The organism is Streptomyces seoulensis, assembly GCF_022846655.1.
Lineage (GTDB): Bacteria > Actinomycetota > Actinomycetes > Streptomycetales > Streptomycetaceae > Streptomyces.
The window spans coordinates 4,795,064-4,822,019 of the sequence record NZ_AP025667.1 but is presented as its reverse complement, the minus strand read 5'-3'; the positions used below and the strand labels follow the sequence as shown (position 1 = coordinate 4,822,019).

Here is a 26,956-nt window from a genome sequence, read left to right as displayed (position 1 = left end):
TTTGACGTCGGTGTGCCGGGAAGTCTGGTCGGCGATGTCCCTCTCCGTTCTCCTGACAAGAGGTCTTCGCTTGCCTGCCACCACCAGGGCCACCGTCCCGTCGGCTACCACCGCCTCCCCGCGCGGCGGTGCACCTCGCCGCAGCATTCTCGCCTTCGCCTTCGCCTTCGCGGTGATCGCCGACCCGGTCTCCTCCGTCGCGTACGCCATCGAGGCGGCACTGCGTGCCCTCCACGGCGACCTAGCGCTCCTGCTGCCCACGATGAGCCTTGTGATCGGGCTCGTCGTCGTGGTCACCGCTAACTACTGGCAGCTGGTGCGCCGATTCCCCCGAGGCGGCGGAGCGGCCGCCGCGGCGGCCAGGGCCTTCGGGCCCCGCTGGACGTTCCTGCCCATCGGCGCACTCGTGGTCGATTTCGTCCTCACCATCGGCATCTCCATCGCGGCGGCCGCGAGCGCGGTGATCGCCCTGTTCCCGGGCCTGGCGCCCCTGCGCGTCCCGCTCGCCCTGGTACTGCTCGTGGTGGTGGCCGGGCTGACCTGGTTCGGACACGGCGGCCGCCTGCTCTTCGCCGTCATGACCGTGGCGTTCGTGGTGATCTCGGCGGCCGTCGTGGTCCTCGGCTTCGCCGCTCCCCACACCGTGGGACACGCGGCCGCCGCACACGACCCCGGTCACCCAGCGATGATCGCGGTGGTCCTGGCCTTCCCCGTGGCCATGGCACTGGCCACCGGTGTCGAGGCACCGTCGACCGCGATCGCCCAGCTCGACCAGCTCGACGACACCGACCGCCGCCGCTTCGGCCGGGGCACCCTGGCCCTGCTGGTGGTGATCGTCGGTGGCCTCACCCTGACGCTAACCACGCTCGCCGTGCGGCTGCACATCGGCATCCCGGGCGCCGACTCCACGCAGATCGCCGACATCGCGCACGCCGCGGCCGGGTCGGGCCGGCTGTACGGCGCCTTCCAGCTCACCAGTTCGCTGCTGCTGCTCGCCGCCGCCAGCTCCTCCTTCCAGGCGGGCCCGGGACTGCTGAAGGCACTGTCCGGTACCCCTGACAAGCCCGGCGTCCTGCCGCCGGTCCTGGGCCGGACCAACCGCCACCACACTCCGTACTGGTCCGTGGTGGTCTACCTGGCCGCCGCCGCGCTCATCATCGTCGCCGCGGCCGGCCGGGAGCAGGAACTCGTCCTCTTCTACGCCGTCGCGGTCTTCGTCAGCTTCCTGGTGGGCCTCCTCGCGATGACCCGCTTCGCCCGGACCGAGAACAAGCCCGCCCTGGCGTGGATCAACGGGATCGCCGCGTTCGCCGTGGCGTTCACCCTCGCGGTGAACCTGCTGCGCGGCTGGCCCGTGCTGTCCCTGGTGGCCACACTCCTCATCGCCCTGGGCCTCTACGCCCGCTGGAACCGGGCCGGCCGTCCCACCGGCATCGAGGACGTCGAGGCGCAGGCGGAAGGCACCTGAACAGGGGCTCAGGGGCGACGAGGGCGCATCAAGGCGTCACATGAACGCGTTTCCGGCTGGTGTTCTTGTCCGTCTGGACGCCCGCAATCACCTGCCGAGTTGTCGACCGACACCGCGGTGACCTCAGTACTCCGCTTGTCGGCACGCGTCGCATGACTGGGCTTTCACTCAAACGACACCTCGTAGAGGTCGTTAAGTCCGTTTCTGGTAGCGGCTTCGTCCGGGTTGGGCGAGGAAACCTTGGCGGGTGAGGCGTCCGAGTCGGCTGCGGGTGATGTTGACGGACGCCTCGTCGGTGGGCATGCCGAGGAGTTCGTGCAGCTCACGGGCTCGGAACTCTTGGCCGGGGTGCTGGTTGAAGGCATTCACGATGGCCTGGTAGGCGGTGTTGGTATCGGGCGGTGCGGGTTGACCTCCAACCGGTGCGAGTTCGGCGATGACCTTCCGGGGGGTGGCCAGGTCCGCGAGTCGCGCTTCGGTCTCGGCTAGGTTCTGTCCGGCGGATCACTGGCGGAGCCAGAGTCGGATCGCTGCGGCGGTGACGGTGCCGTGGAAGACGTAGGCCCGCTGTCGTAACGGGTTGCGACCGCGCGGGAGTTCTTGAGCCGGTTGATGGTCCGCTCGACCTCGTTGCGGCGCCGGTAGTGGTCGCGGTCGAAGCCGGTGGGCCTGCCGCCTTCTCTGCCTTTGCGGCGGCGGTTGGCTCGCTGGTCCTTCGGCTCCGGGATCGTGTGCCGTATGTGGCGTCTTCGCAGGTAGCGGCGGTTTCGGCGGGAGCTGTATGCCTTGTCCCCGCTGACGTGGTCCGGCCGGGTCCGGGGTCGTCCGCCCAGCGGCCGGGGAACTCTGATCCGGTCCAGGACCTCGGCCATCTGCGGTGCGTCGCCCCACTGGCCCGGCGTGAGCAGAAGGGCCATAGGACGGCAGCCGCCTTCGCCGGCGAGGTGGATCTTGCAGGTCAGGCCGCCCCGGGACCGTCCGAGTCCCTCGTCGGGGCGGTGGTGCCGGGGCGTCGTCCTTTTTTCGGGACCCGCGGACGGGCTTTGCGGGCGCCGGCCGCGTGCTGATGAGCCCGGCAGGACGTCGAGTCGACGTCGACCATCGACCAGTCGATCCGCCCCGCCAGGTCGGCGTCGGCCTGGACCGACTGCAGGATCCGGTCCCAGGTGCCGTCCGCCGACCAGCGGCGATGCCGTTCGTAGACGGTCTTCCACGAGCCGTAGCGTTCCGGCAGATCACGCCACGGGACACCCGTCCGGATCCGGAACAACATCCCATTGACCACGGTGCGGTGGTCGTTCCACCGGCCGCCCCGGCCACCCGAGGGCGGCAGATGCGGCTCCAGTAACGACCACTCGCGATTCGTCAGATCCCCCCGACCCATGACCGGGCCAACGAGCGACCGGTCAGAAAGTCACCTGATCCGCCGGACAGAACCTAGGGCGGCCGTCAAGTGCTGGATCTGCTCGCGCAGTTCACTGGCCCGGACGGTGGTCTCGTCGTGCTGGGCTTGAATGTCGGCCAAGAGCTCGATGACGTTCACGCGGTCAGCTCGAGGGCGTTACGCCAGGTCGGACTCGGTGTGGTGAGGCGGCGGGCCATGTTCGCGATCGAGGCCCAGTAGATACGCGAGGTGGAGGTGTCGGGCCGGTGGTCGTACTCACGGGCCAGGCGCCGGTGGAGCATCAACGTGCCGTTGACCTGCTCCACGATCCACCGCCTGGGCTGCGGGACGAACCCTCTCCCCTGGTCAGCCGGATTACGGCGGACCACTTCGACATCGATGTCCAGCAGTGCGCCGTTAATGAGAACCGCGTCCTTGAAGCCCTGGTCTACGAGGGCCTTCTCCAGGCGCATCCCGCACCGCTCGGCCGCTTGGTCGAGCAGGGCGGTGCCAGCGGCGTTGTCGTGCGCGGACGCGGCGAACACGACGACGCCGATGATCAGCCCCAAGAACATCGACGGCCAGGCCCCGCTTGCGGCCCGACATCCTCTTGTTGGCGTCCAGTCCCGTCGTGGTCTTCGGGACACCGGCGGCCGCGCGCACGGACTGGGTGTCGATGATCACGAGGGACGGGTCCTTCAATCGGCGGGCTCTCTCCCTCACCTGGCAGCGCAGGAGTTCCTGGATCCGCTGGTCGAGTCCGTCCTGACGCCACAGGGTGAAGTAGTAGAACACCGCCGACCAGGCCGGCAGGTCGTTGGGCATATAGCGCCACTGGCAGCCCGTCTGGTTCTGGTAGAAGATCGCGTTCACGACCTCCCGCAGATCGCAGGACCCGGGATCCCCGGTCGCCGACCGCGCTACCCGGCCCTGCTTTCAGGCCGTGATCATCGGCTCGATCAATACCCACTGCTCATCCGATAAGTCGCTCGGATACGGCCTTCGCTCCATGCCCGCATCTCGGCATGGGCATGACGAGCAGACCTGGACGAGGATCAGTACCACGTTCGAGCGACCACAAATCAGGGAAGATCGGACTTAACGACCTCTTAGTGACCTGAGTCAGAGATTGGTCGTTAGTCGGGTATGAGTCGTTCGGGTCCGAGGATTCCGCCGTTGTCGGTCACTGGTGCCCAGCGGGTGGTGCTGGAGGGCTGGGTGCGTCGTCGTTCGACGGCTCAGGCTCTGGCTCAGCGGTCGCGGATTGTGCTGGAGTGCGCCGAAGGACACTCGATCATGGAGGTGTCGCGGCGGCTGCGGATGGCTCCGGACAGGGTCCGCACCTGGCGGCGCCGCTTCATCGAACGGGGACTGGACGGTTTGTGCGATGATCCGCGGCCCGGCGTCCCCCGGAAGATCACCGACGCCGACGTCGAGCGGGTCATCGTCAAGACGCTTGAGCAGACGCCGAAGAACGCGACCCACTGGTCGACGAGGTCGATGGCCGCGGCCACGGGGATGTCGCAGTCGACCGTCTCGCGTATCTGGCGGGCGTTCGCCCTGGCGCCGCACCGGTCGCAGACGTTCAAGCTGTCCACCGACCCGCTGTTCATCGACAAGGTCCGTGACGTCGTCGGTCTGTATCTCGATCCGCCGGAGAAGGCCCTGGTGCTGTGCGTGGACGAGAAGTCACAGATCCAGGCCCTGGACCGGTCTCAGCCGGTCCTGCCGATGATGCCCGGCGTTCCCGAACGCCGCAGCCACGACTACGTCCGGGCCGGCACCACGACCCTCTTCGCCGCGCTTGAGGTCGCCACCGGCAAGGTCATCGGCTCCCTCCACCGCCGCTACCGGGCGGCGGAGTTCCAGAAGTTCCTCGCGAAGCTGGACAAGGAAGTCCCGGCTGATCTGCAGGTTCATCTGATCCTGGACAACTACGCGACTCACAAGATGCCCGACATCAAACGCTGGCTGCTGGTCCACCCACGGTTCCACCTGCACTTCACGCCGACCAGCGCGTCCTGGCTGAACCTGGTTGAGCGGTGGTTCGCCGAGCTGACCCAGAAGAAGCTCAAGCGCGGCGCCCACCGCTCAGTCCAAGCCCTCGAACGCGACATCCGGGCATGGCTCACCGACTGGAACGAACACCCCAGACCATTCGTCTGGACGAAGACAGCCGACGAGATCCTCGACAAAGTCGCCGCCTACTGCCGCCGAATCTCTGACTCAGGTCACTAGGAACTGTCCGCCGGATCTCGAGCAGCCGGTGCGCAGACGGCAGTGGTGAAGCGCGGTTATTGCCTGGCACCGGCATAGTCGGGCACCGCCAGGTCCAGCAACAATGTGGGCGTCTTCGGGCCAGACGTGATTCGCGTTTCTGGCCTGTCAGCGGTCAGAGTGGAGCAGCACCATGGCATGGGTAGTAGGAACGGGCGGGCTCTTGGGGCTGCTGGCGATCGCTTTGGGAATCGTGACACTACGGACTGGGTGGATCCTGCCCACGGCGCGTCGCCACGTCACCAGGCCGAAGCTCCACGGCCTCGGTGCCCTACTTACGGGCGCGTCCCCGCTTTTGCATAGCCTCTTCTACTTTGGAATCTTGCCGAGCGTTCCCTGGGAGGTCCGTTTTTTCGGTGCAAACGTCTTCCTGTTCACTGGGCTCCTTCTCCTCGCTCGCAGCCAACTGCTGCCGCTCCGTCGAAACCCGGACCACACCGATCCCTCAGGCGTCTGAAAGATGTCAGCGGATCGCGGCCGAAGCCATAAGCGGATCGCGGCGGCGGTGACTGTGCGGTGGAAGACGTAGGTGTGACTTCGGGACATCGTCGTGGGCGGCCACGTAGCCGCGAGAGCCCCCGCGACCGTCAGCTCGCTTTATGTGCCGACACCGCCACGAGGGGCCGACGGTCATCGTCGGCCCCTTCGGTCCCTCTGGCCAGTCATGTGACCGCCGCCCCCGATCCAGTTGTCGTAGCCTCGACGGAAGTTGCTCCGGCCGCAGTGACGAGGTGCCGTCGTGGCCGGATTCGCCCTCGCCACAGTGCTGTTTGACGCCGACGAGCGCTGCGAGACTCAGGCAGAGGAAGTCCGTATCCGCCCCGCATGGCTTACGGTATCGGCCAACGACTGGGGGGTTTGATGAGGCGTCTAAGTGTGGCCGTGGTTGGTGTACTGCTGGGGGCTGGCCGGCTGCTCGGCCAGCAGTGAGGCGTCGTCTTCGGCTCCAAGTCCCCCGACGCAATCGCGAGGCGACGTGCTGCACGAGGCGCTGCAGAATCCAGGCAACGTGGACGTGGCGGCGTGGGGCGGAGCGAGTGTGAAGGCGGTGAATGCTGGGGCTCGGGCAGTGTGCGCAGACGTCCAGTCGCACAACTACCCGACGGCTGCGGTACGGGAACGCGTGATGCACAGGGTTCGCCGACGACGTCCATGGCCAGCCACTCGTCCATCTCCCACAAGCACGCCACGACGGCGCCTACGGCAGTCGTGGCCAGGGAACAGCGGCGCGATGCAGGCGTACGTCGTCGGGTGAGGGCAGCAGCCAGCAGTGGAAGAGCAACAGATGCACGGCAGCAGCGACCGCCCCCGGGGTCACGAAGTGAACGGTGTCGTACCAGACGACCATGCGGTACCAGTGCCAGACCTCCGACCACGTCGCCAAGGTCAGACTCGCGCACACCAGCAGGCCGAGAAGGGGCGGAAGCCGTGCGAGGCGGGGCACGGGCAGGGCGAGGAAAAGCAGGGCCAGAAGCGGTGCCCTCCCGGGAAGCAATGCCCACAGCCACGCGCTGGCGAGCATCAGAAGCCTCACGCCGTCGGCGGTGACGCGCAGAACCCCAAGGTCCTGGTGAGCCCCCTCCGCTTGGTGGCCGAAGCCCCTTTGGCCACACCTTCCGGGATGAGCTTCCCAGCGGCTACGCCTTCAGCTCGCTGGTGCCCTGCGGCGTGCCGCTCCTGGTCTTCCTGCCTGCGATGGTCCGAACTCGGCGCCGGGTCTTCACGGCGGGAGCCGCGACGATCGTCGCCCTGGTCGGATTCACCTGGATCGCCCTCGGAGTGCGACGTGAACCGGCGCGCGACAGCCCTCGCTGAGCGATGGCGGCAAGCGTCGGCCCGAGGGGGAGGGGTACCCGATCGGCAACCGCCCATGGCGGTGCACGCGACCGGTCAAGACAGTACGTCACGGACAAGGGGTTGCATGCCATGGCCCGAACCGCTCAGTGCCTATGCTTCGGAGGATCGTTCAGAACCTCCTGGCGGTCTTGCGAGCCCGGGCGTGGGAGTCGGCGGCGTCATCATGCGTCGCGCCATGGCCGGCCAGGCCGAGACCGAACGGAACTCCACCCTCATCTTCCCGCCGCCGATGGAGATCCTCCGCCTCGTCGCCATGCTCCGGCGGTCGCAGGAGGAGGCCGGTTCCGGCCCTCTCACACAAGAACTGAGGTGAGGGACATGAACCCCGAGATGAACGACGGACGGATCCTCGCCCAGCTCGAACGGCGACTCGCCCAGGACGATCCCTCGCTGGCTGAGACCAGGGCAGCCCTCAACCAGCAGTTCCCCGACAACCCCCCGCGAAGAGACAACCGGCAGCGAGCAGAAAACCGACAGTCGACAGGAAGGGGACAAGCGGCACCGTTGGTGGCTGATCGCCATCACCGTGCTCGCCATCATCGCCTTCCTGGGCATCTTCATCACCACTGTGCTCAACAGCAGTCCGCACCAGACCGACAAGCAACCGGGACCCCCGCAGGGCCTGGTTCCAGCCGTGACCCTGTACACCCAGCAGCGCTCGCGGACCCAGCCGCGCCGACGCCTGACGGACCCGAGCCACGGGCATCCCCCACCGCCCGCCCGAGAACGTGTCCAGAAGGCAGCCGTGCGTGCGCGTTATCTAGGCCGCCCCGTCTCCTGGTCACCGACGCCGAGGGGCAGCCAAGCCGTTCGCTGCCCTGCCCGCCTGCCAGGTGGTCGCAGCGGTCGTGCCGGGCTAGGTGCAGGAAGACCCCGGCCTGGCCGGAATGATCGTCGAGTCACATGCCGTCTCGGTGTGGTCACCGCCACGCGCCTGCTGGAACGCCTCCTCGGGGCCGCCTGACCTCCTGCTGAACTCACCCCCAAGCGAAAGGCAGCTGACGGTATGCCTCGCAGCAACGGCAGGTCCCGCACGTTTCCCGGCCGTCTCCCCCTACCGGAGCGCGCAGTCGTGGCAGACGCTCTGCGTACGGAGACTGTCGGAGGCATCGTGCTGCTGGTTGCGGCCACCGCCGCACTGGTGTGGGCGAACACGCCGTTGAAAAGCTCCTACGAGACGGTACGGGACTTCCACTTCGGTATTCCGGCACTGGGCCTGGACCTCTCCGTGGCCCACTGGACGGCCGACGGGCTGCTGGCGGTCTTCTTCTTCGTCGCCGGCGCCGAACTCAAGCGCGAACTGGTGATCGGTGAGCTGCGCGACCCCAAGGCTGCCACCGTGCCAGTGGTGGCGGCGCTCAGCGGCATGGCCATCCCTGCCCTCGTCTACGGCATCGTCGCTGCCTCCCGGCACGGAACGTGGAACGGCTGGGCCGTACCCATGGCCACCGACATCGCCTTCGCCCTCGGCGTGCTCGCGGTCATCGCCACGCACCTGCCCTCCGCCTTGCGCGCCTTTCTGCTCACCCTGGCGATCGTCGACGATCTGGGTGCCATCCTTGTCATCGCCCTCTTCTACACCTCGAGGATCAACCTGCCGGCCCTCGTCGGCGCTGCCATCGGGCTCGGTCTGTTCTTCTACCTGCACCACCGGAAACGGGTGCACGGCTGGTACTGGTACCTTCCCCTCGCCCTGGTCATCTGGGGCCTGACCCATGCCAGCGGCGTCCATGCCACCGTGGCCGGCGTCGCCATGGGCCTAATGCTGTGTGTGGCGAAAGACAAGGAGGCAGACCACCGGCCGGCCGAGTATATTGTCCACCTGGCCCGGCCTTTCTCGGCGGGTGTGGCGGTTCCGCTCTTCGCCCTGTTCGCGGCGGGAGTGAGCGTGTCCGGCGACACGCTGTCAACCGTAGTCACTGGCCCGGAACCCCTCGGCGTGGCCCTGGGACTCCTCGTCGGCAAGGCCCTGGGCGTCTTCGGCGGAACCTACCTGGCCATCCGCTTCACCCGCGCCCGGCTCGGGCCGGACCTGGCCCTGGCCGACGTGTTCGCCCTGGCCGTCCTGGCCGGAATCGGTTTCACCGTCTCTCTGCTCATCGGCGAACTGGCCTACCCGAACTCCGTGGAACAGGAGCACATCAAGGCCGCCGTCCTGCTCGGTTCGCTGGCCTCCGCCCTGGTGGCCACGATCCTGCTGAGGCTGCGGAACAACCGGTACTGGCGGCTGTATGAAGCCGAGGCCGCCGCCGCCAACACCAATAGCGGCTCCGACGGCCCGCCTCGCGCCGACGGGTGAGCGTGCCAGGACTGGAGGGCACCGAAGGGGCCGTGCGCTCAGCGTGGGCGAGCGGCGCGTCATAGGGCCAGGGCCGCGATGGTGATCGCGCAGCTCATGATGAGCAAGACGCCCTCGAACCTCAGCCGCCACCGACCGCGCCGCTGCCGTACCAGCCAGACCGCCGAGCAGGACGGCCGTCATCACCAGCGCGCCCGCGGTCAGGAAGCAGCTTCGGCTGCCCCGCGTGGTACGGGGAGCCGCTCTGGTAGGCCACGTCCCCGACCGCGAGATGACGACCGCGGCCGCTCCGGTGAGGACGAGTTCCGCGACACTTCAGCCCAAGGACCACATGCCAGTCACCTGGCCGAGGACCAAGGGACTCCCTCTGTGCGCTGAGTGTCGCCCAGCAGGGCGTAGCCCTCGACGGCTGCGGCATGGAACCTTTGCGGAGGCTCCCGAGCAGCGGATTGAGTGGTTGCGGAATCCCGCTCCCTGGCGGGGCGTGTACCCGGCCCCGCAGGGGTGTCACCTCATGCTGGAGCGCCACGATGACAGGGCAGTGTGCATGACGGAGCACGACCTGACTGATCGAGCCCAGAGCAGTCCGGTGAATTCGCCGCATCCGGACGCCCGCGAAGCGCGCGGAATTGCTGGCGCGGAGCCGCGGTTTCGAGCGGGCCGCCCAGCAGGGGGCGAGGACCTGCGCACCCAGCTCTCCCACGCCGAGGAGTTCGCCGCCACCCTGGCCGGCCGTCTCACGCGCACCCCGCCCCTTTGATCGGCAGGGGTGTCCCTACTGGTCAGGGCACACGCCTCTGCTGCAACGAACCGTGACTCCTGCATGTCTGTCCTGTCCGACGTCGCAGGGAGTAACTTGGTAAAGAGAGCCCCAAGAGAAGGGCGATTCGATGCCGTGGTTCGTCTGGTTGCTCGCCGCCGCGGCCCTGGGGGCTGCGGAGTTCTTCACCCTGACACTTGTCTTCGGACTGCTGGCGGGCGCCGCCCTGGTCACCGCCGTGGTCGCCGGCGTGGGGGTCGGCGCTCTCGGTCAGGTCGTGGCCTTCGCGGTGGCGGCGGCCGCGGGTCTCGTCCTCGTCCGCCCTGTCGCGTTGCGGCTTCTGGCACAGCAACCCCTGACTCGTGAGGGCAGCGACGCGCTGGTCGGCAAGCGGGCTGAGGTCATGCAGGAGGTCACCGCGACGCGCGGCCTGATCAAACTGTCCGGCGAGGAGTGGTCCGCCCGGGCCCTCGACGAGAGTCTGGTGATCCCGGCGGGAGCGCTCGTGGACGTCATGGAGATCGAGGGCGCCACGGCGATCGTCTACCCCCGCGAACTCCTGCCGTGAACGGCCGAAACGCCAGCATGAACAGCTGAACGCATAGCAACGGAGGCACTGTGGACCCAGTGGTCATTCCCGCCATCGTGGCGGCCATCGTCGTCATCTTCCTCGTCGCCTCCACGGTGCGGATCGTCCCGCAGGCGCGCCGCCACAACATCGAGCGGTTCGGCCGGTACCGCCGGACGCTGCAACCCGGCCTGAACTTCGTCCTGCCGGTGGCGGACCGCGTCAACACCAAACTCGACGTGCGCGAGCAGGTCTACTCGTCCGACCCCAGGCCGGTGATCACCGAGGACAACCTCGTGGTGAACATCGACACCGTGCTCTACTACCAGATCACCGACCCCAGAGCAGCGGCCTACGAGGTCGCCGACTACCTGCAGGCGATCGACCAGCTCACCGTGACCACGCTGCGCAACGTCATCGGAAGCATGGACCTGGAGGAGACGCTCACCTCACGCGAGGAGATCAACTCCCGGCTCCGCGCCGTCCTCGACGACGCCACCGGGAAGTGGGGCATCCGGGTCAACCGTGTCGAGATCAAGGCCATCGATCCACCGGCCACCATCAAGGAAGCGATGGAGAAGCAGATGCGGGCCGAGCGTGACAAGCGTGCGGCGATCCTGCACGCCGAAGGGGAGCGGCAAGCCAAGATCCTTACCGCGGAAGGCACGCGGCAGAAGGACATCCTGGAGGCACAGGGCGCCCAACAGGCCATGATCCTGCGGGCGGACGGCGAGGCCAAGGCGGTGGAACTCGTCTTCCAGGCGGTCCATCGCAACAACGCCGACCCGAAGGTTCTGGCCTACAAGTACCTGGAGACGCTCCCGCACCTGGCGAGCAGCGACAACAACACGTTCTGGGTGATCCCGGGGGAGCTGACCGAGGCGGTGCGGACGGTCACCAGCGCGTTCGGGGACCAGTCCACGGCAGGCCGTCCCCAGCCCGCGCAAACCGAGGAAGCCGCCGACGCCGAGACGCCGCGCGACGGCCGGGTTCCGGAACTCGACGCGGGCTCGACGGTCTCACTCGACGCCGCGACGGCCGCCGACCAGGCCGAGAAGCAGGCCGCCGCCGCAGTGAGCGACGCCAAGGCGGAGGCCGAAGCCGCGATGTCGCCCCAGGCGCCCCGCCGCGGGCAGAGGTCCGGCGACTGAGCCCACTCCTGGGCAACGCCGGAACCGCACTGACGGTTCCAGTGCTCTCGTTCGGCCCGCGCGCGTTTGGGTACCCGGGAAATGCCACAGGCTGTTGAACTCGTGAACTTCCTGCGGGACGGGGGCGCAGCAACCATCGGCTGCGCGACGACGACATGCTGCCGCATCTGGTCCACACCGCCGGGAACTGCCGCCTACCCCCGACGTTTACGTTGATCCGACACTGCGCCAGGACCCCGGCGGAATCACGCTGCGGCCGATGAGGGCGGCTGGGACGGCGCGGCCAGCTCGCAGTGATCGGTTGTCGCGGCCTACGGCTGGGTCTCCCCGAGCCGGACTGCTCTGCTGTACGAGGAACGGCGATGTGCTGTTGTCGGCTCACGAGCCCGTTTGAGCCTGCGTGGAAATCCTCAGATGGCTGACACGGGCGAGTACGGAAGGGTAACTTGAGTGATCGTCTTTCCTCTCGTCCTTTGTGCGGCGCCCGTGCTGGATCGGTGCTGGATAGATGGACGTTTTCCCAGGTCAGAGGCTTATTGTGGAATTCCGCTTCAATGTGTAGCGGGTGACATACCACCACGTCGCTGATCTGGCAAACATGCAGGTCAGATGGGGTCCGACTCTTCGGGGTCGGGCCCCTGATTTTTTCCCGTGCTGGGATGGTGCTGGGATAGCTGACCCCTCGTCACCCGTCATCACCCCTGCTCACCCCTACCGTGCTGGGATCGTGCTGGGATGTCCGTGAGACCCCGTGCTGACCCCCGAGTGACCGTCGGCAATGCAGCGCGTAGATGGGCCCAGACGGCCTTCGTGAACCTCTGGCTCGACCGGTCGGGAGAGTTCCGCGGAAATAAGCCTGCCGGTCCTGGCGTTGTGGATCTCCGTACCGAGAAGGGGGAGGTGTCGGGCCTGAAACTGTTCCGGGCGAACACGATGAGTAGCGGCATGACTGAGGTCATGCCGCGTCTTGCTGACGTCGAGGCTGATGTACAGGGACTTGTCGAGGCGCACATGGAGACGTTGCTGGGCGTCCGTTTCCTGGCGAGCGAGTACGGCACCGGGCCGGTTCACGGGGGCCGCATCGACTCGCTTGGGCTGGACGAGAATGGATCGCCGGTCATCGTCGAATATAAGCGGGGCATTGATGCCGGTGTTATCAACCAGGGTTTGTTTTACCTGAGCTGGCTTGTGGACCATCGGGCCGAGTTCGAGTATCTGGTGCGCGACCGGCTCGGGGCGACGGCCGTGTCTCAGGTGCGGTGGAGTGGGCCGCGCCTGATCTGTATCGCCGGGGATTTCACCCGCTATGACGTGCACGCTGTGCGCGAGCACCGGCGGTCGATCGACCTGGTCCGCTATCGACTCTTCGGCAGCGACCTGCTGGGTCTTGAGACTGTCGCCTCTGTAAGCGGCGGCATGCAGGTGGTTCGCCGGGCGCGTCGCCAGGGCGCTGCACGGGCGGCGGCCGGTATCCAGAGCACGTCGATGGTGGAGCTGGCGAGCGCGGTCGACGAGGCCCTGCTCGGTCTCGGGGACGGCGTGACCCGTGTGCAGCGCAAGCAGTACACGGCCTTCCAGCGGCTGCGGAACTTTGCCTGCGTGTGCCCGCCTCAGAAGGTCAAGCTCCTGGTGTATCTGAAGGTTGACCCGACGCAGGTCGACCTCGTACCCGGGTTCACCCGGGACGTGTCTGGGCTCGGACACCACGGAACGGGCGACCTGGAGGTGCAGCTTCGTACGCCGCGGGACGTGGAGCGGGCGCAGGATCTGTTCCAGGCCAGCTACGCGGCGGCCTGATCGTCGGCCGTCCGCCCCTCGGATGGCCTCGGTGTGCTGCCGGGGGCACCCTGAAGAGGTGGTAGGTGGAAGTGCGGCTCCGATTGGCGTGCACCGGCCTTCGGCTGCCGGCGGCCGCCGTGTCACTGCGCGCACTCGCGGGTACGAAGAGTTCCTCGGAACAGCCTATTCGGATCATGATTTGATTGTTTTCCTCGAATCCGCTGGCATTGATAACCCCGAAGGGATTCTGGATGATGCTGGCTGGGTTGAATGGCGTGGCGCCAATCCGCACGACTGGGAAGCATAGATCCCTCGCGAATTCCTGACCTCGTATTCGCTTCGGCTACTACGTTCCCTAGTGCCTCCCGTGTGTATTGTCGCGCAGCTGGAGAAGCGCTGGTGGTTGTCTGGATCGTCGCTGCGATGGGTGCTGGAGGCGTCTTTCGGCGTGTGCGAGGAGGGTGGCGGTGGACCGTTAATTTTCCGGAGTGACCCCGGTTAGGCCAACCGGTGACCCCGTGCTATTTTCTGCCGCTCCTTCTGGCATGGTGAAAGCCGCCGTCGATCTCGCGCGGTGATTGGGGCCCGAGGGGCTCTCGCCACACCAGGCGCTCCCTCCGAAGGCGGCGGAGGTCACGGCATCGCGGTACCACCGGTGCGGTGAGGCGTGGCACCTGCAATCAGGTGAAGACCGGGCCGTAAGCACCACTCGGGACAGGTCCCGCGCGTTGGCACGGAGAAATTCGATGAGAGGATCTTGTTGTGCCGACGTGGCGAGACGAGCCAGGTGCCAATCAGTGGAGGCAAGCTGAGCAGGCGAAGGATCTTCTGCGGGAGCCGGGAGTTCCTGTTCGTGAACTCTCCGGGTATCGCCGGGGCTGCGTCGAGCTGAACGAGGCGCTCCGTTTGGCCGCGAGCCCGGAGACACCGGGAAATCTCACCGCGCTCCGTTCCGCCCTGCGCCGCGCTCTCGGTCTGTTCCCCCAGTCCGGGCCGGACCAGCTGTGCTACGAGCATCGCTGGCGGTCCAGCCGGTGGGGAAGTGAACGCTCGGAGGTGTGCGACCGACGGACATGCGGCCGGTGCCTGCCGCTCAGGGCCGCCGCCGAACGCGATGCGGCACCCGCGTAGTTCGGCCCCCGGCCGACGACAGGCATGAGACTGTATGCGGCGTTGGAGCGCATCACCCGCGGTGAGCCGAACTAGCCCGACTGGGCTGCGTTATCCGGCGTGGGCGTCGGCCCAGGATGAACACAGGTCGTGGAAGTGGGTCTGCAGACCGGCAAGCTGATCTTCTTGGATCTGAGTGGCCAGGGGGAGGAGGTAGACGTTGGCCCGGTAGGGGGTGAAGCCGACGCTCTTCCAGGCTGCGGCGATCTTTGCGTTGATCTGGTCGAACTCGGCCTGCTCCGGCAGCCAGCCTTCCTCGTGCGCGCTGATGCCGGGCGAGCAGGCCACGGCGCGGACGCCGGGTGAGAGGCGGTTGATCGCTTCGGCGGCGAGGATGGGTCCGAGTCCGAAGCCGCGCCAGGCGGGGGCGAGGGTCACCCGCTCCATGATCAGCAGGTTGGTGCCCACGTATTCGAGTCGCTGCTCGGCCTCGGGGGTGAAGTAGCCGGTCGCTGGATCCAGGAGGGCGTTCCCGATCTCGAACAGTTCCTCCGACTCCTCCTCCATGGCCATCCAGGCGTTCATGCCCTGGGTGAGGCGGACGCGGTGGAACACCATGGTGCCGACGTCGTGGCTGGTCCCATCGTCGCTCTGGTACTGGATGAGGACGTCCCATTGCTCCAGGGTCTGCTCCTGGGGGCTGTCGAGTAGTCGGTGCCGGTGGCTGTACTGCAGTCGCAGTCGCGCGGGGTTCGTGGGCAGGTCCTGGGGCGGTCTCACTCACCGAAGGCTAGACGTGTCAGCGGGTCCGGCCGGTCTGCGGGGGAGCTGGCGGCGCGGGCCGGGTGGCTGGGGCGGCGGCGAGGCGCGGGGCTGCCCTGGGCGAGGGCTGGGTCCGGCGGCCGGTGCCGTGGGCGAGTTCTTCGCCGAGGTCGGCCAGGAGGGCGGTGGGGGTACTGGGCGAGGCGTGGATGGTCCAGGTGGCCTGGTCTGGGCTGGGACCTGCCCACAGCGTCCAGGCCGAAAGCGTGCCGTGCGGACGTTGGGCGGCGACGGAGTCGAACTGGACGCCCGCACCGCCGGGAGTCTGCCAGCGCATCGACCGTCCAACGACCGAGTGCTGCCATCCGGCGTCCGCAAGAGGACGGGTGGCCTCGGCGACTGCCTTCTCGGTAGGGGGGCCTGCAACGGGGTCTCCGATCTCACCTGAACCGAGCGTGATGAGCAGGGCCTGCAGGATCGGGGCCGGGGTGGCTCCCGTCGCGGTGAGATGCCAGAGCCGGTCGGAGACGGGCGTCTCGTAAGCGGCCACGGTCCAAGCGGTCTCGCGGGGGTGGGGTTCGTGGACCTGCTCGATGCGCAGGGTGTGGTCTTCTGCGAAGAGGTGAGTGGTTGCGTCGTCCCAAGTGCGCCACTTCTCCCAGTCGCCGTGTTCGGCGAGGAACGCGTCGGTGAGGGCATCGTGGTCGCCAGGGTTGGCCGCGTAGGCGGGGACGGTCTCAGCGCGCAGACCGGTTGGTTCTGGGGTCGCGGCGGGCGTGCCGAGGCAGGTGCGTGCCTCGGCCGCCTGGAGTTCGGCATCAGTCGCGGGTGCGGGGCCCGGGCGCATGCGGGCGCCGTGGTGGCGTGCGAAGTCGGTGAGGGCCTTGGCGGGGGAGTCGTAGTCAGCTTCTATTTGACGCAGGTGGTTCTCACCATGCAGGAGGACGCTCTTGCTGGTGTCGCGGTAGGTGCCGACGGCAACCTTGGTCCAACCGTCGTCGGCGTGGGCATGGACGACCAGACGGCCGTGACGGATGTCCTCGTAGATCCTGTTGGCCGCGTCGGAGACCTCCCGGATTTCCGTGCGAGTGCACCAAGACATGGGGTACGCGGGCCAGGTCCACTCTTCGTCGATCGCCGCGCGCAGCGCGGGCGTGATCTCCGTGACGATGCCCTCGCCGGTGAGGGCCCCGGCTGCCCGCTCGGCCCAGAAGGGCTCCTCCCTGTCGATGCGGGCCATCACCAGGGTGTGGTCGTCGACGGGCTCGAAGCCGCGCGCGGTCAGCAGGGCGCGGGCCAAGGTGTGTTGGGAGCCGGTGACGGTGGCGGTCACAGCGCTGGTGTGGAGGGGGTGGGTATCGAAGCGGACGTGCGCGTCGAGAGGGGATGCGGGCACGGTGGATCTCCTCTGTCGGTGGCCGGGCCTTACGGTCTGGCCACCGTCGTGGGGTGTTATCGGGTGAGGCGGGCGGTCTTCGCCGTCGGCGGACCGGCGCGAGCGCTCGACGTAGGTTGCGGTCGTGCGGGCGGGGGTGGTCCGGTGGCGTGCTGCCAGCGGACGCGGACGGCACCGATGTCGGCGAGGGATCGGCGGGCACCGACGACGAGCTGGAACGGCGTGTTCGCCGGATCGTCGGCGTACGCCGCGATGTGCCGTCCGGCGTAAGCGGCTGTGGCCAGGAAGGAACGCTGCAGGGCGCGTTCGGCCCAATGCTCCACCGACCCGGCCGGTTCGGCCAGCAGACGGAGCACGTCGCCCGGCTCGCTGCCGCTGTCCAGCAGACCGCGCTGCTGGGCTTCCCAGAGAACGGTCACCGGGTCGACGGGCTCCTGACGGCGCGCGAGCGCGGTCAGGCACTGCCACAGTCCAGCGTGCAGCGGCTGGGTGAAGTCCTCCGCGAGCAGCCACCGGACGGAGTCGAGGTCCGCGGGGCCTGCGGTGGCGGTCGCGAGCAGCAACTGCTCCTCCTCCACCGCCTCGGCGTAGTCGGGAGCGAGGGCGGGCGACGGCGCGGGGGTACGGGGCAGGACGCCGGCGCGCGGCGGGAAGCGTGCCCCGATGTCGTCCACTACCGCTGCCAGCGCGCCCGCCTCGGCGAGGACCGCCTGGACGGGGTGCGGGAGGGAGGTGTCATGGACGGTCTGGACGAGGTGCTCGGCGGCGGTCCGTAGGCGGCGGCGGGCGTGCTCGGCCTCCACCATGCGGGCGTAGGCCGGTGCGTGGCGGGGCCAGGGGCAGACCTGGATGAGGTGGTGCAGGTGGCCGGCAGTCAGCCCGCGCGCCTGCTCGCGGCCGGTGGCGAGCACGTGGTCGAGCCAGATGGTGTTCTTCGCGTGCTCGGCCGGGTCGGGCGGGGGGAGGGTGCTGATCGCGGCGAAGACGGCAGCGTGCTCGGCGGTGGAGAACGAGTCGGCGCCGATGCCGGTGATGTCGCCGAGGCGGTGCGGATCGAGGAGGAGGGCACCGAGGAGGGCCTGCTCGACGTGGAACACCGGGTGCGGCGGCGCGGTCTCGAGGTTGTCCTGGTCGGGTTCGGGGCTGTGGGACATCAGGCGGCGAGGGCGAAGTCGTCGGGGTTGAGGTGGACGCCGAGGTGGGGGGCGAGGAGGTGGCCGGCCAGCAGTGGAGGCACGGCATTGCCGATCTGCGAGAACTGCTGGCCCTTGTTGCCCGCCCAGGGATAGTCGGCGGGGAACGTCTGCAGGACTCCCGCCTCGCGGGCGGTGATCCGGATCGGATCCGGCCTGGCCTGGTCCTCCGCAGCCCCCGGCTGCGGGCCGACGGGTTCGGCGATCCAGGTGCACTCGTTGGCCCGGTGCCCGAAGAACAGCGTCCCCGCCGGCTCGCACAGTGACCGGATGGTGGCGTTGGTTTGGCTGTTGCTACGCAGGGACCACCGCCACGAACCGGCATGCCCCGTGAACGTAGGGGCGGGGCCGTCGGCGCGACTTGCGCCGCGCGTGCCATGACGGGCCGTCCAGCCCGCGCCCCGTGCGTGCGGTTCGAGGACCACGTGCGCGGCAGGGTGCTGGGGCAGCCAGTCGCCGCGGTCGCGGGCGTTAACAAGGGTCTGGCGAGAACCGGACGGGAACGGCTCAGGGCCGCCGCCAGGCCCGCCGCCCGCACAGACGGTGGGAACGGGGCGGAGGGTGGCGCCCCATCCGAGAGCCTCGGCCATGCTGACCCAGCGGGCACGGCCCGGCCCGAACAACGAGTCCGGCTCGGCGACTTTGGCGTGCGTCGGCGACGGCGGCTGCGCCGTACGGACCCGGGAGGCGAGCAGGATCGCCCGCCTCCGCGTCTGCGGCACCCCGTAGTCGGCCGCGTTAAGGATCCCCGTCCACACCGAGAATCCCCAGCTGCGGAGCACTGCGGCGTACTGCCGCCACAGAGGCAGGACATCGGGGACCTCCTCCATGGCGACCCACTCCGGCTCACCGACCTGGTGGAGGGCGTGGAGGTAGCGCATCGGTTCCGCCGCGAGCAGGGAGCGCTCGTCACGGCAGGCAGCGAGGAGGCGCTCGCGGGTGTCGCGGCCCGCGGCGAGATCCTCGACCGCCGCGTGGACGAGAGGCTGGTCCACCAGGCCCAGGCGCTTACCGGCCATGCTCCACGCCTGGCACGGCGGGGACGCGATCAGCCCACGCGTGCGGCCGACGAAAGGCCCCACCGGATACCTGGCCACATCGGCCCGAATCGTCAGTTGCCCTGCCGCGGCACGCGTCTTACAGGCCCACTCGTCCCATTCCAGACCGACGTCCCGCACGCCGAGAACACCCAGCGCACTGCTCCAGCCACCCGGCCCCGCGAAGAGGTCGAGAATCACGCGGCCAGCTCGAAGCCGTCCGGTGCCGGCGCGTCCGCATCGCTGCGGCACGCCCAGGGCGAGCAGCCGTCCATGGCCCCGATCTCCAGCTCGTCGGCCCCGTTAGCGGCTCGCTCGGCGGCGGTGACGTGATCGATGGGGGCCTGGTCCAGCGGGACGCGGGAGCGGTGCAGGAATGCCTGCCCGAGCAGATGGTGACCGGCCGCGGTCGCGCGGGCGTTGCCCTGGCGGATCGCCGCGTCGAAGGAGACGACGTCCTCCCATTCCTCGGGGCTGTCTCGGATGTGCCGCCACTGCGCGTTGCCGTGGAAGGGGCAGCCGAGGCACGACGACTTCGGGGTGTCCGCGAGGCCAAGGGAGGTGAGGTACCGGACGCAGTCGGTGCGCGACCAGTTGAGGTCGATCAGGGGGTGGCGGTTGCGCATGTAGCGGACGCCGGAGTCCTTGGCGCGGTGGAACTCGTCGGTGGAGATGCCGACCCACTGCTCGACGAAGACGTCCTTGGGAATCCGCTGAGGGTAGGGGTAGCCGAGGAGATCCCGAATTTGTCGTTTAATCGGTTTGATCTTGTACTCCCCGGTGCACTGGCGCCGGGTCATTCCTGCCTTTCCATCCTGATTCAGGATGTAAAGGGGCATGGATGCAAAGCGATGGCTGGGGTCGAGAGCGTCGTCGCGGATGTTCCCGGCCGAGACGCGCAGGACTGGGATCCCGGCGGGGGCGGCGATCTCGCGCTCGATCCGGTCGAGATGGGCGTACACGGCGCGGGGCTCCCAGCCGGTGTCGGCGAAAACCGCGTAATCGACCTTGGGGAGCACACCATTGGCGGACAGGGCAAGCATGGCGGTGGACTGAACGCCCGCGCCGAGAGATATGGCGCGGAAGGCGGGAGTGCTGGAGATACGTGTTCCTAGGAGGGGATAGAGGGAGGCGGGGAAGGCGTCCGACGCACGCGGCCGTGCCTGGGAAGTGGAGTCCCGGACGGGTTCGGCCGAAGAGCCTGGGCCCAGACGGACGGCATGCTCAGCGGCGGCGTGGCGCCGGCTGTGAGGGACTTGTCGGCAGTGCGGTGGCGTGTCGTGCCTGGGGGTTGGGTGGCACGGGTGCCGAGGTCTGGCTGGCGAAGGCGGGGGCGACGAGCGTGAGGGTCTCGGCGATCTGCAGGGTCTGAGCGTGTGCGGCCCGCAGCTGTTCGGCGACGTCGTCGGGGAGCCGGTCCCACTGCGCCCGGTATTGGTAGCGCTGGATGATCTCTGCGGCGTTGCCCAGTTGGTCGGCGATCTGCCGCAGGATGGCGGTCTTCTGTTCGGGGGCGGTCGCGGTGTGGGTGGCCTGCAGGAGCGCGTCGAAGGCGGTGGGCAGCGGTGTGTCGTCTGGGGGGAGGCCGTAGAGGTGTGCGTGCAGTGCGTGGGCGAATGCCGTCACGGGGCCGCCGCGGGAGCGGTGGTGGTACTCGGCTGCTGCCTGTCGGCGCACGCCGAAGCTGATGGTGACGTCTCGGGGTGCGGCTCCGGGGCTTAGTTGGTCGGCCAGGGCTTGCGCCAGGTCGTGCGCTGTGGGGGAGGAGGAAGGCGTGGGTAGTCTCTGGGAGGGGCGGTCAACGGGCGCTATGGGGGCCCTCGTTGAGTGAGTGCGGTCATTGGGCTTGCCACAGTGTCCGGGCGATCTGCACGGGCCCGTGGTCTGTTCGCGGCCGGGAGGATGTGTGCCAGCCGGGCCGGGGCGGGCGCTGCGCGAGGACGCGCCATCCGGCCCCCCGCAGTGAAGCTCCGCTCTCGCCCGCCTGGGTGTAGGTGATCAGGCATCGGTATCCGAGTGCCTTGGCCGCTCTCCAGGCGGCGCCGTACAGCAACGAGTTGGCGTTGGGCGTGCCGTCGCTGGCGGTGCGGGTGACTTCGAGGGTCGTGCCGTCGTCCAGGTGCCGGGCGACGGGGCGGCCGACCACGGCCACGGCGCGCAGGACGCCGGCCTCGTCCGCGGCACCGACCGAGAAGATCTGCCCGACGGGCGGCGGATGGTGGCGGTGCCAGAGGCGGACGAACTCCTTGGCGTCGCGGGAGCGCACGGGCACCAGGTGCAGGCGGGTCTCGCTCATGCGGCCGGTCCGAAGTCGGCCTGCGTGGGCTCGTGTTTCGCGACGGCGCGGGCGGTGATCGCCTTCGATGCCCGGTCGGATGCTGAGGCCAGTTCCGCTGCGCCGGGCTCCAGGTACCACGGGCGGAGGTTCAACATCGCGGCGCGCAGACCGGTGGCGAAGAGCAGCGCGGTGCCCTTGGGCAGGGCACGGATCGCGTCGGCGGGCAGGATCCGCTCCTGTCGCATGCTGATTGAGGTCGACGTGCCGGACTCCGACTGGGAGGTGGAGGTGGTCTCGACGTCGTGGTCGCCGATCAGCCGGGAGAGCTTGTCGGCGAAGTCGGGGTCGTCGATACCGGAGCCGATGACCTTGATGGTGGAGGCGGACCACATGGCGTCCATGCCGGCGTCGCCCCACACTTTCTGGCCCTGGCGGTAGGACTGCAGGATGGTGATTGGGATGATGCCGCGCGATCCCAAGTGTGAGTACAGGTCGGGGAGATCGCTGATTTTGCAGACGTTGGCGGCCTCGTCGAGGATCGCGAGCATCGGCGGGTCGAGTCGTCCGTCGGCGCGTTCGGCCTGGGCGGTCGCGGCTCGCATCACCGAGTCCGCGCACGCCGCGATCAGCGCCGATGCTCCGCCGCCGCCGTCCTTCGACAGCAGGAACAGCGTGTCGGTGGACGTCACGAAGTCGGCCGGCTTGAACTCGCGCACGCCCTTCTGCGGGGTGACCCAGGCGGCGATCTCGCTGTTCAGCAGCGCGGCAGCGTACTGGCGGGCCGTCTCGTAGATGCCGTCGCGTGTTTCGGGCGGTCCCTCGACCGTGCCCTTGAGCTGGGCGGCGACCGCGGTGAAGCGGTGGTCGCGGAGGATGTCCAGCGGGGTGCGGTCGGCGGGGAAGGCCAGCCACTGCATGACGTCGGTGATCGGCCGCTCGTCGAGCGCGGCGGCGAGGAACAGCTGGCTCAGGATGTTGCTGCCGGCCTTGGACCAGAAGTCGCCCTGCTGGCTCGCGTCCACCGACGCGGCGAGGAAGTGCCCGGCCAACCTGCCCGCACCGTCCAGGGTTTTCGCGGAGGAGAGTGGGTCCCACCACATGTCGCGTGCGGCATGTGCGATCTGCTGCGGGTCCATCGCCCACACCTGACCGACGCGGGACCGGGCGTCGTACGTCGCGGTGAAGGCGTCACCGGCGGCCTTGTTCGACGTCAGGAGGACCGGCCCGGGTGCCGCGAGGATCGAAGGGATCGCGAGGGAGGTGGTCTTGCCCGAGCGGGGGGCCATGATAGCGACGGCCACGTCCTCGTAGCCCATGCGCACCTCGTGCTTGGTGCCCTGCAGGTCGCCGAGCAGGATGCCGGTGTCGCTGGCCTCGATGTGCTTGACGTCCTTCAGGCTCGGGCGCAGGGAGCGGGCCTTGACGGTGATGGCCTTGGCCATCAGCGGCTCGATGTCGGCGGCCTTGGCCATGCTCGTGATCTTCTTCCGGCCGCCGCTGCGGTTCTTGTGCCGGGCCCATGCGATGCCGGCCGCCACCCCGAGGATCAGGAGCAGGAGGGCGGGCACGATGCGGGCGCCGATCAGCAGGGACGCTTCCCCCGCGGCGGGCCAGACCTGCGCAGGGTGGAGCAGCGCGGCGGCCGGCTTGTACGGCGCCCAGTCGCCTCGGGTGAGGTAGGCGGTTATGTTGCCGGACAGCCAGGCGAGGTGGGCGAGGGGGACGACGATCGCGAGCATGCCGAGCAGGAGGCGAAGGACGAGGTCGTACCCGTCGGTAGAACTGTTGGATGAGGAGGGAGACAGAGGGGTGCTTCCGGAGCGGGGACAGGGTTAGCGGCTGCGGGGGTCCCTGGCCGCTGGCCGCAGCTGGGGGATCGGGCCTGCTGGTGAGCTGCTGCGGCGGGCAGCGAGGGACTGGACGCGGATTTCGAGCGCAGCGGCGACCAGGCTGGTGCGGACGTCGATGGATCGCCGGGTCACGACGCGTTCGGCGCGGGCGGGGACACCGCGCCGGCTGCTGGGACGCCAGAGGGGTTTCGGATCAGCGAGCGCCGCGGTGAACGCGGCGACGAGGTGCGGCGGCGTGTGCTCGTCGAAGTGGGCCTGCCATATCGGCCGCCGATCCGGGTCGAGCGTGGCCTCGGCGAACCAGGCGCCTGGGTTCTCCGCGCTGCCGAGCCGCTGGACGTAGGCGGTGCCGTGGGGTGACACCAGGCCCTCGCCTCCGATGGTGGGAGGCGACCAGGCGAACTGCCGGAGCGTCTCGTACGGATCGCACGATGCGGCCGGGTTCGGCGTGGGGGCGGTGAGGGTGTCGGTGACGGCGGCGATGAGTTCGACCGGGGTGTGGGCGCCGAAGCTGGCGTACCAGGCCGGCCGGTCCGGCTCTGCGGCATGGCTCAACGTCCACCCCTGGCCGTCGGCATCGGGCTCCAGGCGCAGGAGGGACTTCTGGTCGGGACTGGATGGCAGGACCCGCGCCAGCAACGAGTCGTCGCCGTGGCTCCAGCCGCTGGCACGGTGAAGGGGCACGGTGACCCAGGCCGGGTCACCACCGCCGGCCAGGTGGCGCGGTGCGATGAAGTCGACCTCGACGGTCTCGGGAAACGCCATGCTCACTTCCGCAGCGCGTTACGCCGGTCGTTCGCCGAGGCGCGGGCCGGTGCGGGCGCCAGGGGCGAGGGGGCCGCACGGGCGGCGGCGTTGATCTCCTGGAGCGTCTTGCCGTGAGTGGCCCAGTCGTCGAGGTAGCTCCAGCATTCGGCGTGATGCTCCGCGAGGACGTCGTCGAATTCCGGCGTGCCGGGCACGGCGGTGGAGGGGAGGGCGTCCCGGGCCAGCAGCCACTGCTCGTGCAGTGCGTCGAGCCGGTCCAGGGCAGCCTTCAGAACGCCCAACTGGTAGACCCAGCGGCCCTGGACGGCCCTTTCGGACAGGTGGGTGAGTTGAGCCTCGGCCGTGGCCAGCAGATGGCGGGCGCCGTACCGCAGCGGCTCGAACGCCGTGAGGGTGTCGGCGTCGCGCTGGCTGGCACGCAGGCCGTAAGCGTGATCGTCGTAGGGCCAGCCGTCCAGGCCGGTGTGCTCGTCGGAGTAGGCGTCCCAGGCGTCGAGGATCTCCTTGCTGTCGCTCAGGTAGCGGTCGAGGTAGCGCAGGAAATCACGGTGTGCGCGGTGATCGGTGGAGATGAGGAAAGGGTCCTGTCGGTCAGCGGCGAGCAGCCGGCTGGGAGGAGCCGGGCTTCGCCGGGATCGTCATGGGCTCCGCCTGCTGCCGACAGACGGAGCGTGCGTGCGCGCGGAGAGACGAGAGGCGGTCGGCGTGGGCGTCCACCACCTGCTGCGGGCGCAGAGAGCTGGGCTTCTGCGCGGCACTGTGATGGCCGGTGCGTTCGTACATGCCCCGCTGGAGCGGGCCCCGGTCGACCATCGCGGTGAGGAAGGAGCCGACCAAGGCGGCGGGCACGTGTTCGTTGAAGTAGGCGTGCCAGATACGCGGGCCGGGGAACGGACCGTGGCCGAGCTCGCGGGTCTCGATGTGCCAGGACGGCCGGTCGTGAAATTCGTTGAGCCTGCGCAGTTCGACGTGGCACAAGGCGTCCGGTGAGCGCGCGGCGCTCTCCGACTCGCGATGCCAGCCTGCCGAGATCACGGCCTGCCATGGATCCGGCTGCTCCGGCGGCGCAACGACGAGGGCGTCCGTGAGGGCGGCGAGGACCTCGGCGGGGACGAGTTCACCGAACTCGGCGTACCAGCTCGGGGCGGTGTCGGTGGACGCGGACACCAGCCGCCACCACGCGGCTGCGGCGCCCCGCGGGTCGAACTGCATCTGGTGCCGGCCGTCGGGGCTGCGCAGGTCGACTTCGGCGCTCAGGGGGTCGGAGACGAGGTTCCATCCGGCGGCGGCCAGGCCGTGGGTGACATGGCGGATATCCCCCGGGCCTGCGAGGTGGCGGGGGCTGGTATCGAACGGGATCTGGCTGGTGTGCTTGTCGGTGAACGCGGCGAGCTGCCGTTTGTTCACCGGCACCCGTCGTCCACCTGCTCCTTCACCGCGCCGTTGCCGTACGGGTTGCGCAGTCCGTCCAGCACGTAGTGCAGGGCGTGCTGGTCGGCCTGCTCCCATGCGGCGACGCGCAGTTCGGTGATGAGCCGGTTGCCGGCGGCGGTGCGCGGGGCATCCGGGTGATCCTGGAGAGCGCGGGCGAGGGCACGCAAGGTGTCGGCGAGCTGGACGGGCAGGCCCGTGTACTCGTCGAGGAGCGGTTCGACGAGGGCAAGAGCCTCCACGGGGTCGGGGCTCTCGCGCAGGTAGTCGGTGAGGTCTGCCAGGGTCTCGGTCGCGGTGCGGATCGCGGCAGGGGTGAGGGCGGGCATCGGGCTCCTAGGGACGGGGCGGATGGTCAGCGGCGGGTTTTGGCGGCGCCGGCGGCAGTACGGAGCCGGGCGGCGGTGCGCGGTCGGGCGCTTTGGGCGCTGTTACGGGCCCAGGTGGCGGCGCGGGCGGCCGTGATCCGGGCCTGCTGCCAGGCACTGAGCTGGGAGGGTGTGACGGAGACCGACCAGGTGCGGACCTCGGCGCTCAGCGGGACATGTCCGCGCGGGCGCATCACGGGATCGGGGCTGGCCAACGCGGCCGCGAAGGCTTGCACCAGGTGCATCGGGGTGGTGGGTGTGAAGGTGGCGGTCCAGGCGGTGCCGCGGCTGTCCTTCGCTCCGCTCCACCACCGTGCCGAACCATCGGGGCTCTGGCGGTACTGCATCCAGGCGGTGCCATCCGGGCTGGCTGCGGTGTAGTGCTCGCCCTCGACCCGTGCGTGCCAGCGCTGCTCCTCCAGAGGCGCCCAGACGTTGGGCGCGTGCGCGGAGCGGGGGAGGGTGAGAGCATCGGTCAGCCCGGCGACGATCTCCACGGGCGTTTCGCGTCCGAGATGCGCCGACCACGAGTTGTTCAAGCCGTCGGCGGCGCCGTTGATGGCCCATCCACCAGGCCGGCCATGGGGGTCGTAGGCGATGCGGACGGTGCGGTCCGGGCTCATCATGGCCAGGGGACCATCCTCTTTGGAGTGGTCTCGCCAGCCTGAGGCGCGCAGGAACTCGCCGACGTGCCGGATGTCGCCGCCGCCGGCCAGGGCCCGGGGATGGACGAGGTAGTGCTGCTCGGCCGGGTCGCCTGGCCCCCAGCCGTGCCACTGCTTCTTCTTCACCGACGTCGCCGGACGACGAGCGGCACGGGTGCGGGCGGCGTTGCCGCGATGGTGGTGGGCTGGGTGCTGATACGGCGCAGGGTGTCCTGGTGTTCGTCCAGGTCGAAGACCATGTCGTCGAGCATGTTCGCGGCGCGGCCCAGCGCGAGCCACACCTCCGCCGGCAGCTCGCCGCGTTCGGCCTGGTCCTTGGCGAACCGGCTGCCGGTGATCATGAGATGGGTGATGCCGCCGAAGACGCCGTTGTCCGCGTCCAGCACACGGGCGATGACCTGTGTGGCCTGGGATGGGGGGAGTTGGGAGAGCCGGTCGGCGAGTCGGCCGAGCTGGCGGGTGATCTCGTCGGCCAACTTCAGCGGGTCAGGTGAGGGATGGGACATGCTCCTCCGGATCGAGAGGACTTCTCAGGCGGGTGGTGGCCGGCGGGCT

22 protein-coding genes and 2 pseudogenes are annotated in these 26,956 nt (G+C 69.0%); 7 read left to right on the top strand and 17 right to left on the bottom strand.

From position 1 onward, the window contains the following. Positions 1-70: 70 nt before the first annotated feature. Positions 71-1,468: an amino acid permease gene (locus HEK131_RS22225; RefSeq protein ID WP_244336769.1), complete on the top strand. Its 1,398-nt coding sequence runs from the start codon at positions 71-73 to the stop codon at positions 1,466-1,468. A gap of 504 nt (positions 1,469-1,972) precedes the next feature. On the opposite strand, the pseudogene HEK131_RS22220 reads toward HEK131_RS22225, so the two are convergent. Together HEK131_RS22220 and HEK131_RS22215 are read right to left on the bottom strand one after the other, a co-directional pair. Further along, a pseudogene (locus HEK131_RS22220) lies at positions 1,973-2,852 on the bottom strand (IS5 family transposase). A 155-nt stretch (positions 2,853-3,007) separates the two neighbouring features. Continuing rightward, positions 3,008-3,863: pseudogene (locus tag HEK131_RS22215) on the bottom strand (IS5 family transposase). 135 nt (positions 3,864-3,998) lie between these two features. Here HEK131_RS22215 and HEK131_RS22210 point away from each other — a divergent pair. Then, positions 3,999-5,090 (top strand): IS630 family transposase, encoded by a 1,092-nt coding sequence (locus HEK131_RS22210; protein ID WP_244336768.1) that lies wholly within the window; start codon positions 3,999-4,001, stop codon positions 5,088-5,090. Positions 5,091-6,327: 1,237 nt separating this feature from the next. On the opposite strand, the gene HEK131_RS22205 is transcribed toward HEK131_RS22210, so the two are convergent. Continuing rightward, a complete protein-coding gene (locus HEK131_RS22205) occupies positions 6,328-6,651 on the bottom strand; it encodes a hypothetical protein (RefSeq protein ID WP_244336767.1) in 324 nt (107 codons plus the stop codon). Between the two features lie 498 nt (positions 6,652-7,149). Here HEK131_RS22205 and HEK131_RS22200 point away from each other — a divergent pair, with 498 nt between their 5' ends. From HEK131_RS22200 to HEK131_RS22180, 5 genes are all read left to right on the top strand, one after another. Beyond that, complete coding sequence (locus HEK131_RS22200; protein ID WP_244336766.1) at positions 7,150-7,299, top strand: hypothetical protein; 150 nt, start codon at positions 7,150-7,152, stop codon at positions 7,297-7,299. Between the two features lie 693 nt (positions 7,300-7,992). After that, complete coding sequence (gene nhaA, locus HEK131_RS22195; protein WP_244336765.1) at positions 7,993-9,285, top strand: Na+/H+ antiporter NhaA; 1,293 nt, start codon at positions 7,993-7,995, stop codon at positions 9,283-9,285. 890 nt (positions 9,286-10,175) lie between these two features. Beyond that, the gene (locus tag HEK131_RS22190; RefSeq protein WP_244336764.1) at positions 10,176-10,613 is read left to right on the top strand and encodes an NfeD family protein; all 438 of its coding nucleotides are present in this window, start codon (positions 10,176-10,178) and stop codon (positions 10,611-10,613) included. Positions 10,614-10,663: 50 nt separating this feature from the next. Beyond that, positions 10,664-11,764 (top strand): SPFH domain-containing protein, encoded by a 1,101-nt coding sequence (locus HEK131_RS22185; RefSeq protein WP_244336763.1) that lies wholly within the window; start codon positions 10,664-10,666, stop codon positions 11,762-11,764. A 900-nt stretch (positions 11,765-12,664) separates the two neighbouring features. Further along, a complete protein-coding gene (locus HEK131_RS22180) occupies positions 12,665-13,561 on the top strand; it encodes a DUF5655 domain-containing protein (RefSeq protein ID WP_244452114.1) in 897 nt (298 codons plus the stop codon). Positions 13,562-14,764: 1,203 nt separating this feature from the next. Here HEK131_RS22180 and HEK131_RS22170 read toward each other — a convergent pair. The 14 genes from HEK131_RS22170 to HEK131_RS22105 form a co-directional block, all read right to left on the bottom strand. Continuing rightward, entirely contained in the window at positions 14,765-15,433 is a 669-nt protein-coding gene (locus HEK131_RS22170) for a hypothetical protein (RefSeq protein ID WP_244336761.1), read from the bottom strand. A gap of 19 nt (positions 15,434-15,452) precedes the next feature. Beyond that, complete coding sequence (locus HEK131_RS22165; RefSeq protein ID WP_244336760.1) at positions 15,453-16,811, bottom strand: DUF317 domain-containing protein; 1,359 nt, start codon at positions 16,809-16,811, stop codon at positions 15,453-15,455. A 56-nt stretch (positions 16,812-16,867) separates the two neighbouring features. Further along, positions 16,868-17,965, bottom strand: a complete 1,098-nt coding sequence (locus HEK131_RS22160) for a DnaB-like helicase N-terminal domain-containing protein (RefSeq protein ID WP_244336759.1) — start codon at positions 17,963-17,965, stop codon at positions 16,868-16,870. Then, on the bottom strand, positions 17,965-19,242 hold the full coding sequence (locus HEK131_RS22155; protein WP_244336758.1) for a DNA cytosine methyltransferase: 1,278 nt from the start codon (positions 19,240-19,242) through the stop codon (positions 17,965-17,967). Before HEK131_RS22155 ends, HEK131_RS22160 begins: the two co-directional genes overlap by 1 nt. Continuing rightward, the gene (locus HEK131_RS22150) at positions 19,239-20,084 is read right to left on the bottom strand and encodes a hypothetical protein (RefSeq protein WP_244336757.1); all 846 of its coding nucleotides are present in this window, start codon (positions 20,082-20,084) and stop codon (positions 19,239-19,241) included. The genes HEK131_RS22155 and HEK131_RS22150 overlap by 4 nt, the downstream gene beginning before the upstream one ends. Positions 20,085-20,265: 181 nt before the next feature. Beyond that, entirely contained in the window at positions 20,266-20,718 is a 453-nt protein-coding gene (locus HEK131_RS22145) for a hypothetical protein (RefSeq protein ID WP_244336756.1), read from the bottom strand. 160 nt (positions 20,719-20,878) lie between these two features. After that, on the bottom strand, positions 20,879-21,337 hold the full coding sequence (locus HEK131_RS22140; RefSeq protein WP_244336755.1) for an XF1762 family protein: 459 nt from the start codon (positions 21,335-21,337) through the stop codon (positions 20,879-20,881). Next, complete coding sequence (locus tag HEK131_RS22135) at positions 21,334-23,058, bottom strand: type IV secretory system conjugative DNA transfer family protein (protein WP_432215663.1); 1,725 nt, start codon at positions 23,056-23,058, stop codon at positions 21,334-21,336. Before HEK131_RS22135 ends, HEK131_RS22140 begins: the two co-directional genes overlap by 4 nt. A gap of 93 nt (positions 23,059-23,151) precedes the next feature. Next, positions 23,152-23,934, bottom strand: a complete 783-nt coding sequence (locus HEK131_RS22130) for a DUF317 domain-containing protein (protein WP_244336754.1) — start codon at positions 23,932-23,934, stop codon at positions 23,152-23,154. 2 nt (positions 23,935-23,936) lie between these two features. Further along, a complete protein-coding gene (locus tag HEK131_RS22125) occupies positions 23,937-24,218 on the bottom strand; it encodes a hypothetical protein (RefSeq protein ID WP_244336753.1) in 282 nt (93 codons plus the stop codon). A 310-nt stretch (positions 24,219-24,528) separates the two neighbouring features. Next, positions 24,529-25,350, bottom strand: a complete 822-nt coding sequence (locus tag HEK131_RS22120) for a DUF317 domain-containing protein (RefSeq protein ID WP_244336752.1) — start codon at positions 25,348-25,350, stop codon at positions 24,529-24,531. After that, the gene (locus HEK131_RS22115) at positions 25,341-25,697 is read right to left on the bottom strand and encodes a hypothetical protein (protein WP_244336751.1); all 357 of its coding nucleotides are present in this window, start codon (positions 25,695-25,697) and stop codon (positions 25,341-25,343) included. The genes HEK131_RS22120 and HEK131_RS22115 overlap by 10 nt, the downstream gene beginning before the upstream one ends. A 26-nt stretch (positions 25,698-25,723) precedes the next feature. Continuing rightward, positions 25,724-26,527, bottom strand: a complete 804-nt coding sequence (locus tag HEK131_RS22110) for a DUF317 domain-containing protein (protein ID WP_244336750.1) — start codon at positions 26,525-26,527, stop codon at positions 25,724-25,726. Next, the gene (locus HEK131_RS22105) at positions 26,524-26,907 is read right to left on the bottom strand and encodes a hypothetical protein (protein WP_244336749.1); all 384 of its coding nucleotides are present in this window, start codon (positions 26,905-26,907) and stop codon (positions 26,524-26,526) included. Before HEK131_RS22105 ends, HEK131_RS22110 begins: the two co-directional genes overlap by 4 nt. Between the last annotated feature and the right edge of the window lie 49 nt (positions 26,908-26,956).

Bases quoted from the DNA above. Each gene is read 5' to 3' on its own strand.
- HEK131_RS22140 (WP_244336755.1), bottom strand. From the start codon at position 21,337: ATGAGCGAGACCCGCCTGCACCTGGTGCCCGTGCGCTCCCGCGACGCC.
- nhaA (WP_244336765.1), top strand. From the start codon at position 7,993: ATGCCTCGCAGCAACGGCAGGTCCCGCACGTTTCCCGGCCGTCTCCCC.
- HEK131_RS22200 (WP_244336766.1), top strand. From the start codon at position 7,150: ATGCGTCGCGCCATGGCCGGCCAGGCCGAGACCGAACGGAACTCCACC.
- HEK131_RS22105 (WP_244336749.1), bottom strand. From the start codon at position 26,907: ATGTCCCATCCCTCACCTGACCCGCTGAAGTTGGCCGACGAGATCACC.
- HEK131_RS22130 (WP_244336754.1), bottom strand. From the start codon at position 23,934: ATGGCGTTTCCCGAGACCGTCGAGGTCGACTTCATCGCACCGCGCCAC.
- HEK131_RS22190 (WP_244336764.1), top strand. From the start codon at position 10,176: ATGCCGTGGTTCGTCTGGTTGCTCGCCGCCGCGGCCCTGGGGGCTGCG.
- HEK131_RS22210 (WP_244336768.1), top strand. From the start codon at position 3,999: ATGAGTCGTTCGGGTCCGAGGATTCCGCCGTTGTCGGTCACTGGTGCC.
- HEK131_RS22160 (WP_244336759.1), bottom strand. From the start codon at position 17,965: ATGTCCCACAGCCCCGAACCCGACCAGGACAACCTCGAGACCGCGCCG.
- HEK131_RS22205 (WP_244336767.1), bottom strand. From the start codon at position 6,651: ATGCTCGCCAGCGCGTGGCTGTGGGCATTGCTTCCCGGGAGGGCACCG.
- HEK131_RS22150 (WP_244336757.1), bottom strand. From the start codon at position 20,084: ATGCTTGCCCTGTCCGCCAATGGTGTGCTCCCCAAGGTCGATTACGCG.
- HEK131_RS22135 (WP_432215663.1), bottom strand. From the start codon at position 23,058: ATGCTCGCGATCGTCGTCCCCCTCGCCCACCTCGCCTGGCTGTCCGGC.
- HEK131_RS22115 (WP_244336751.1), bottom strand. From the start codon at position 25,697: ATGCCCGCCCTCACCCCTGCCGCGATCCGCACCGCGACCGAGACCCTG.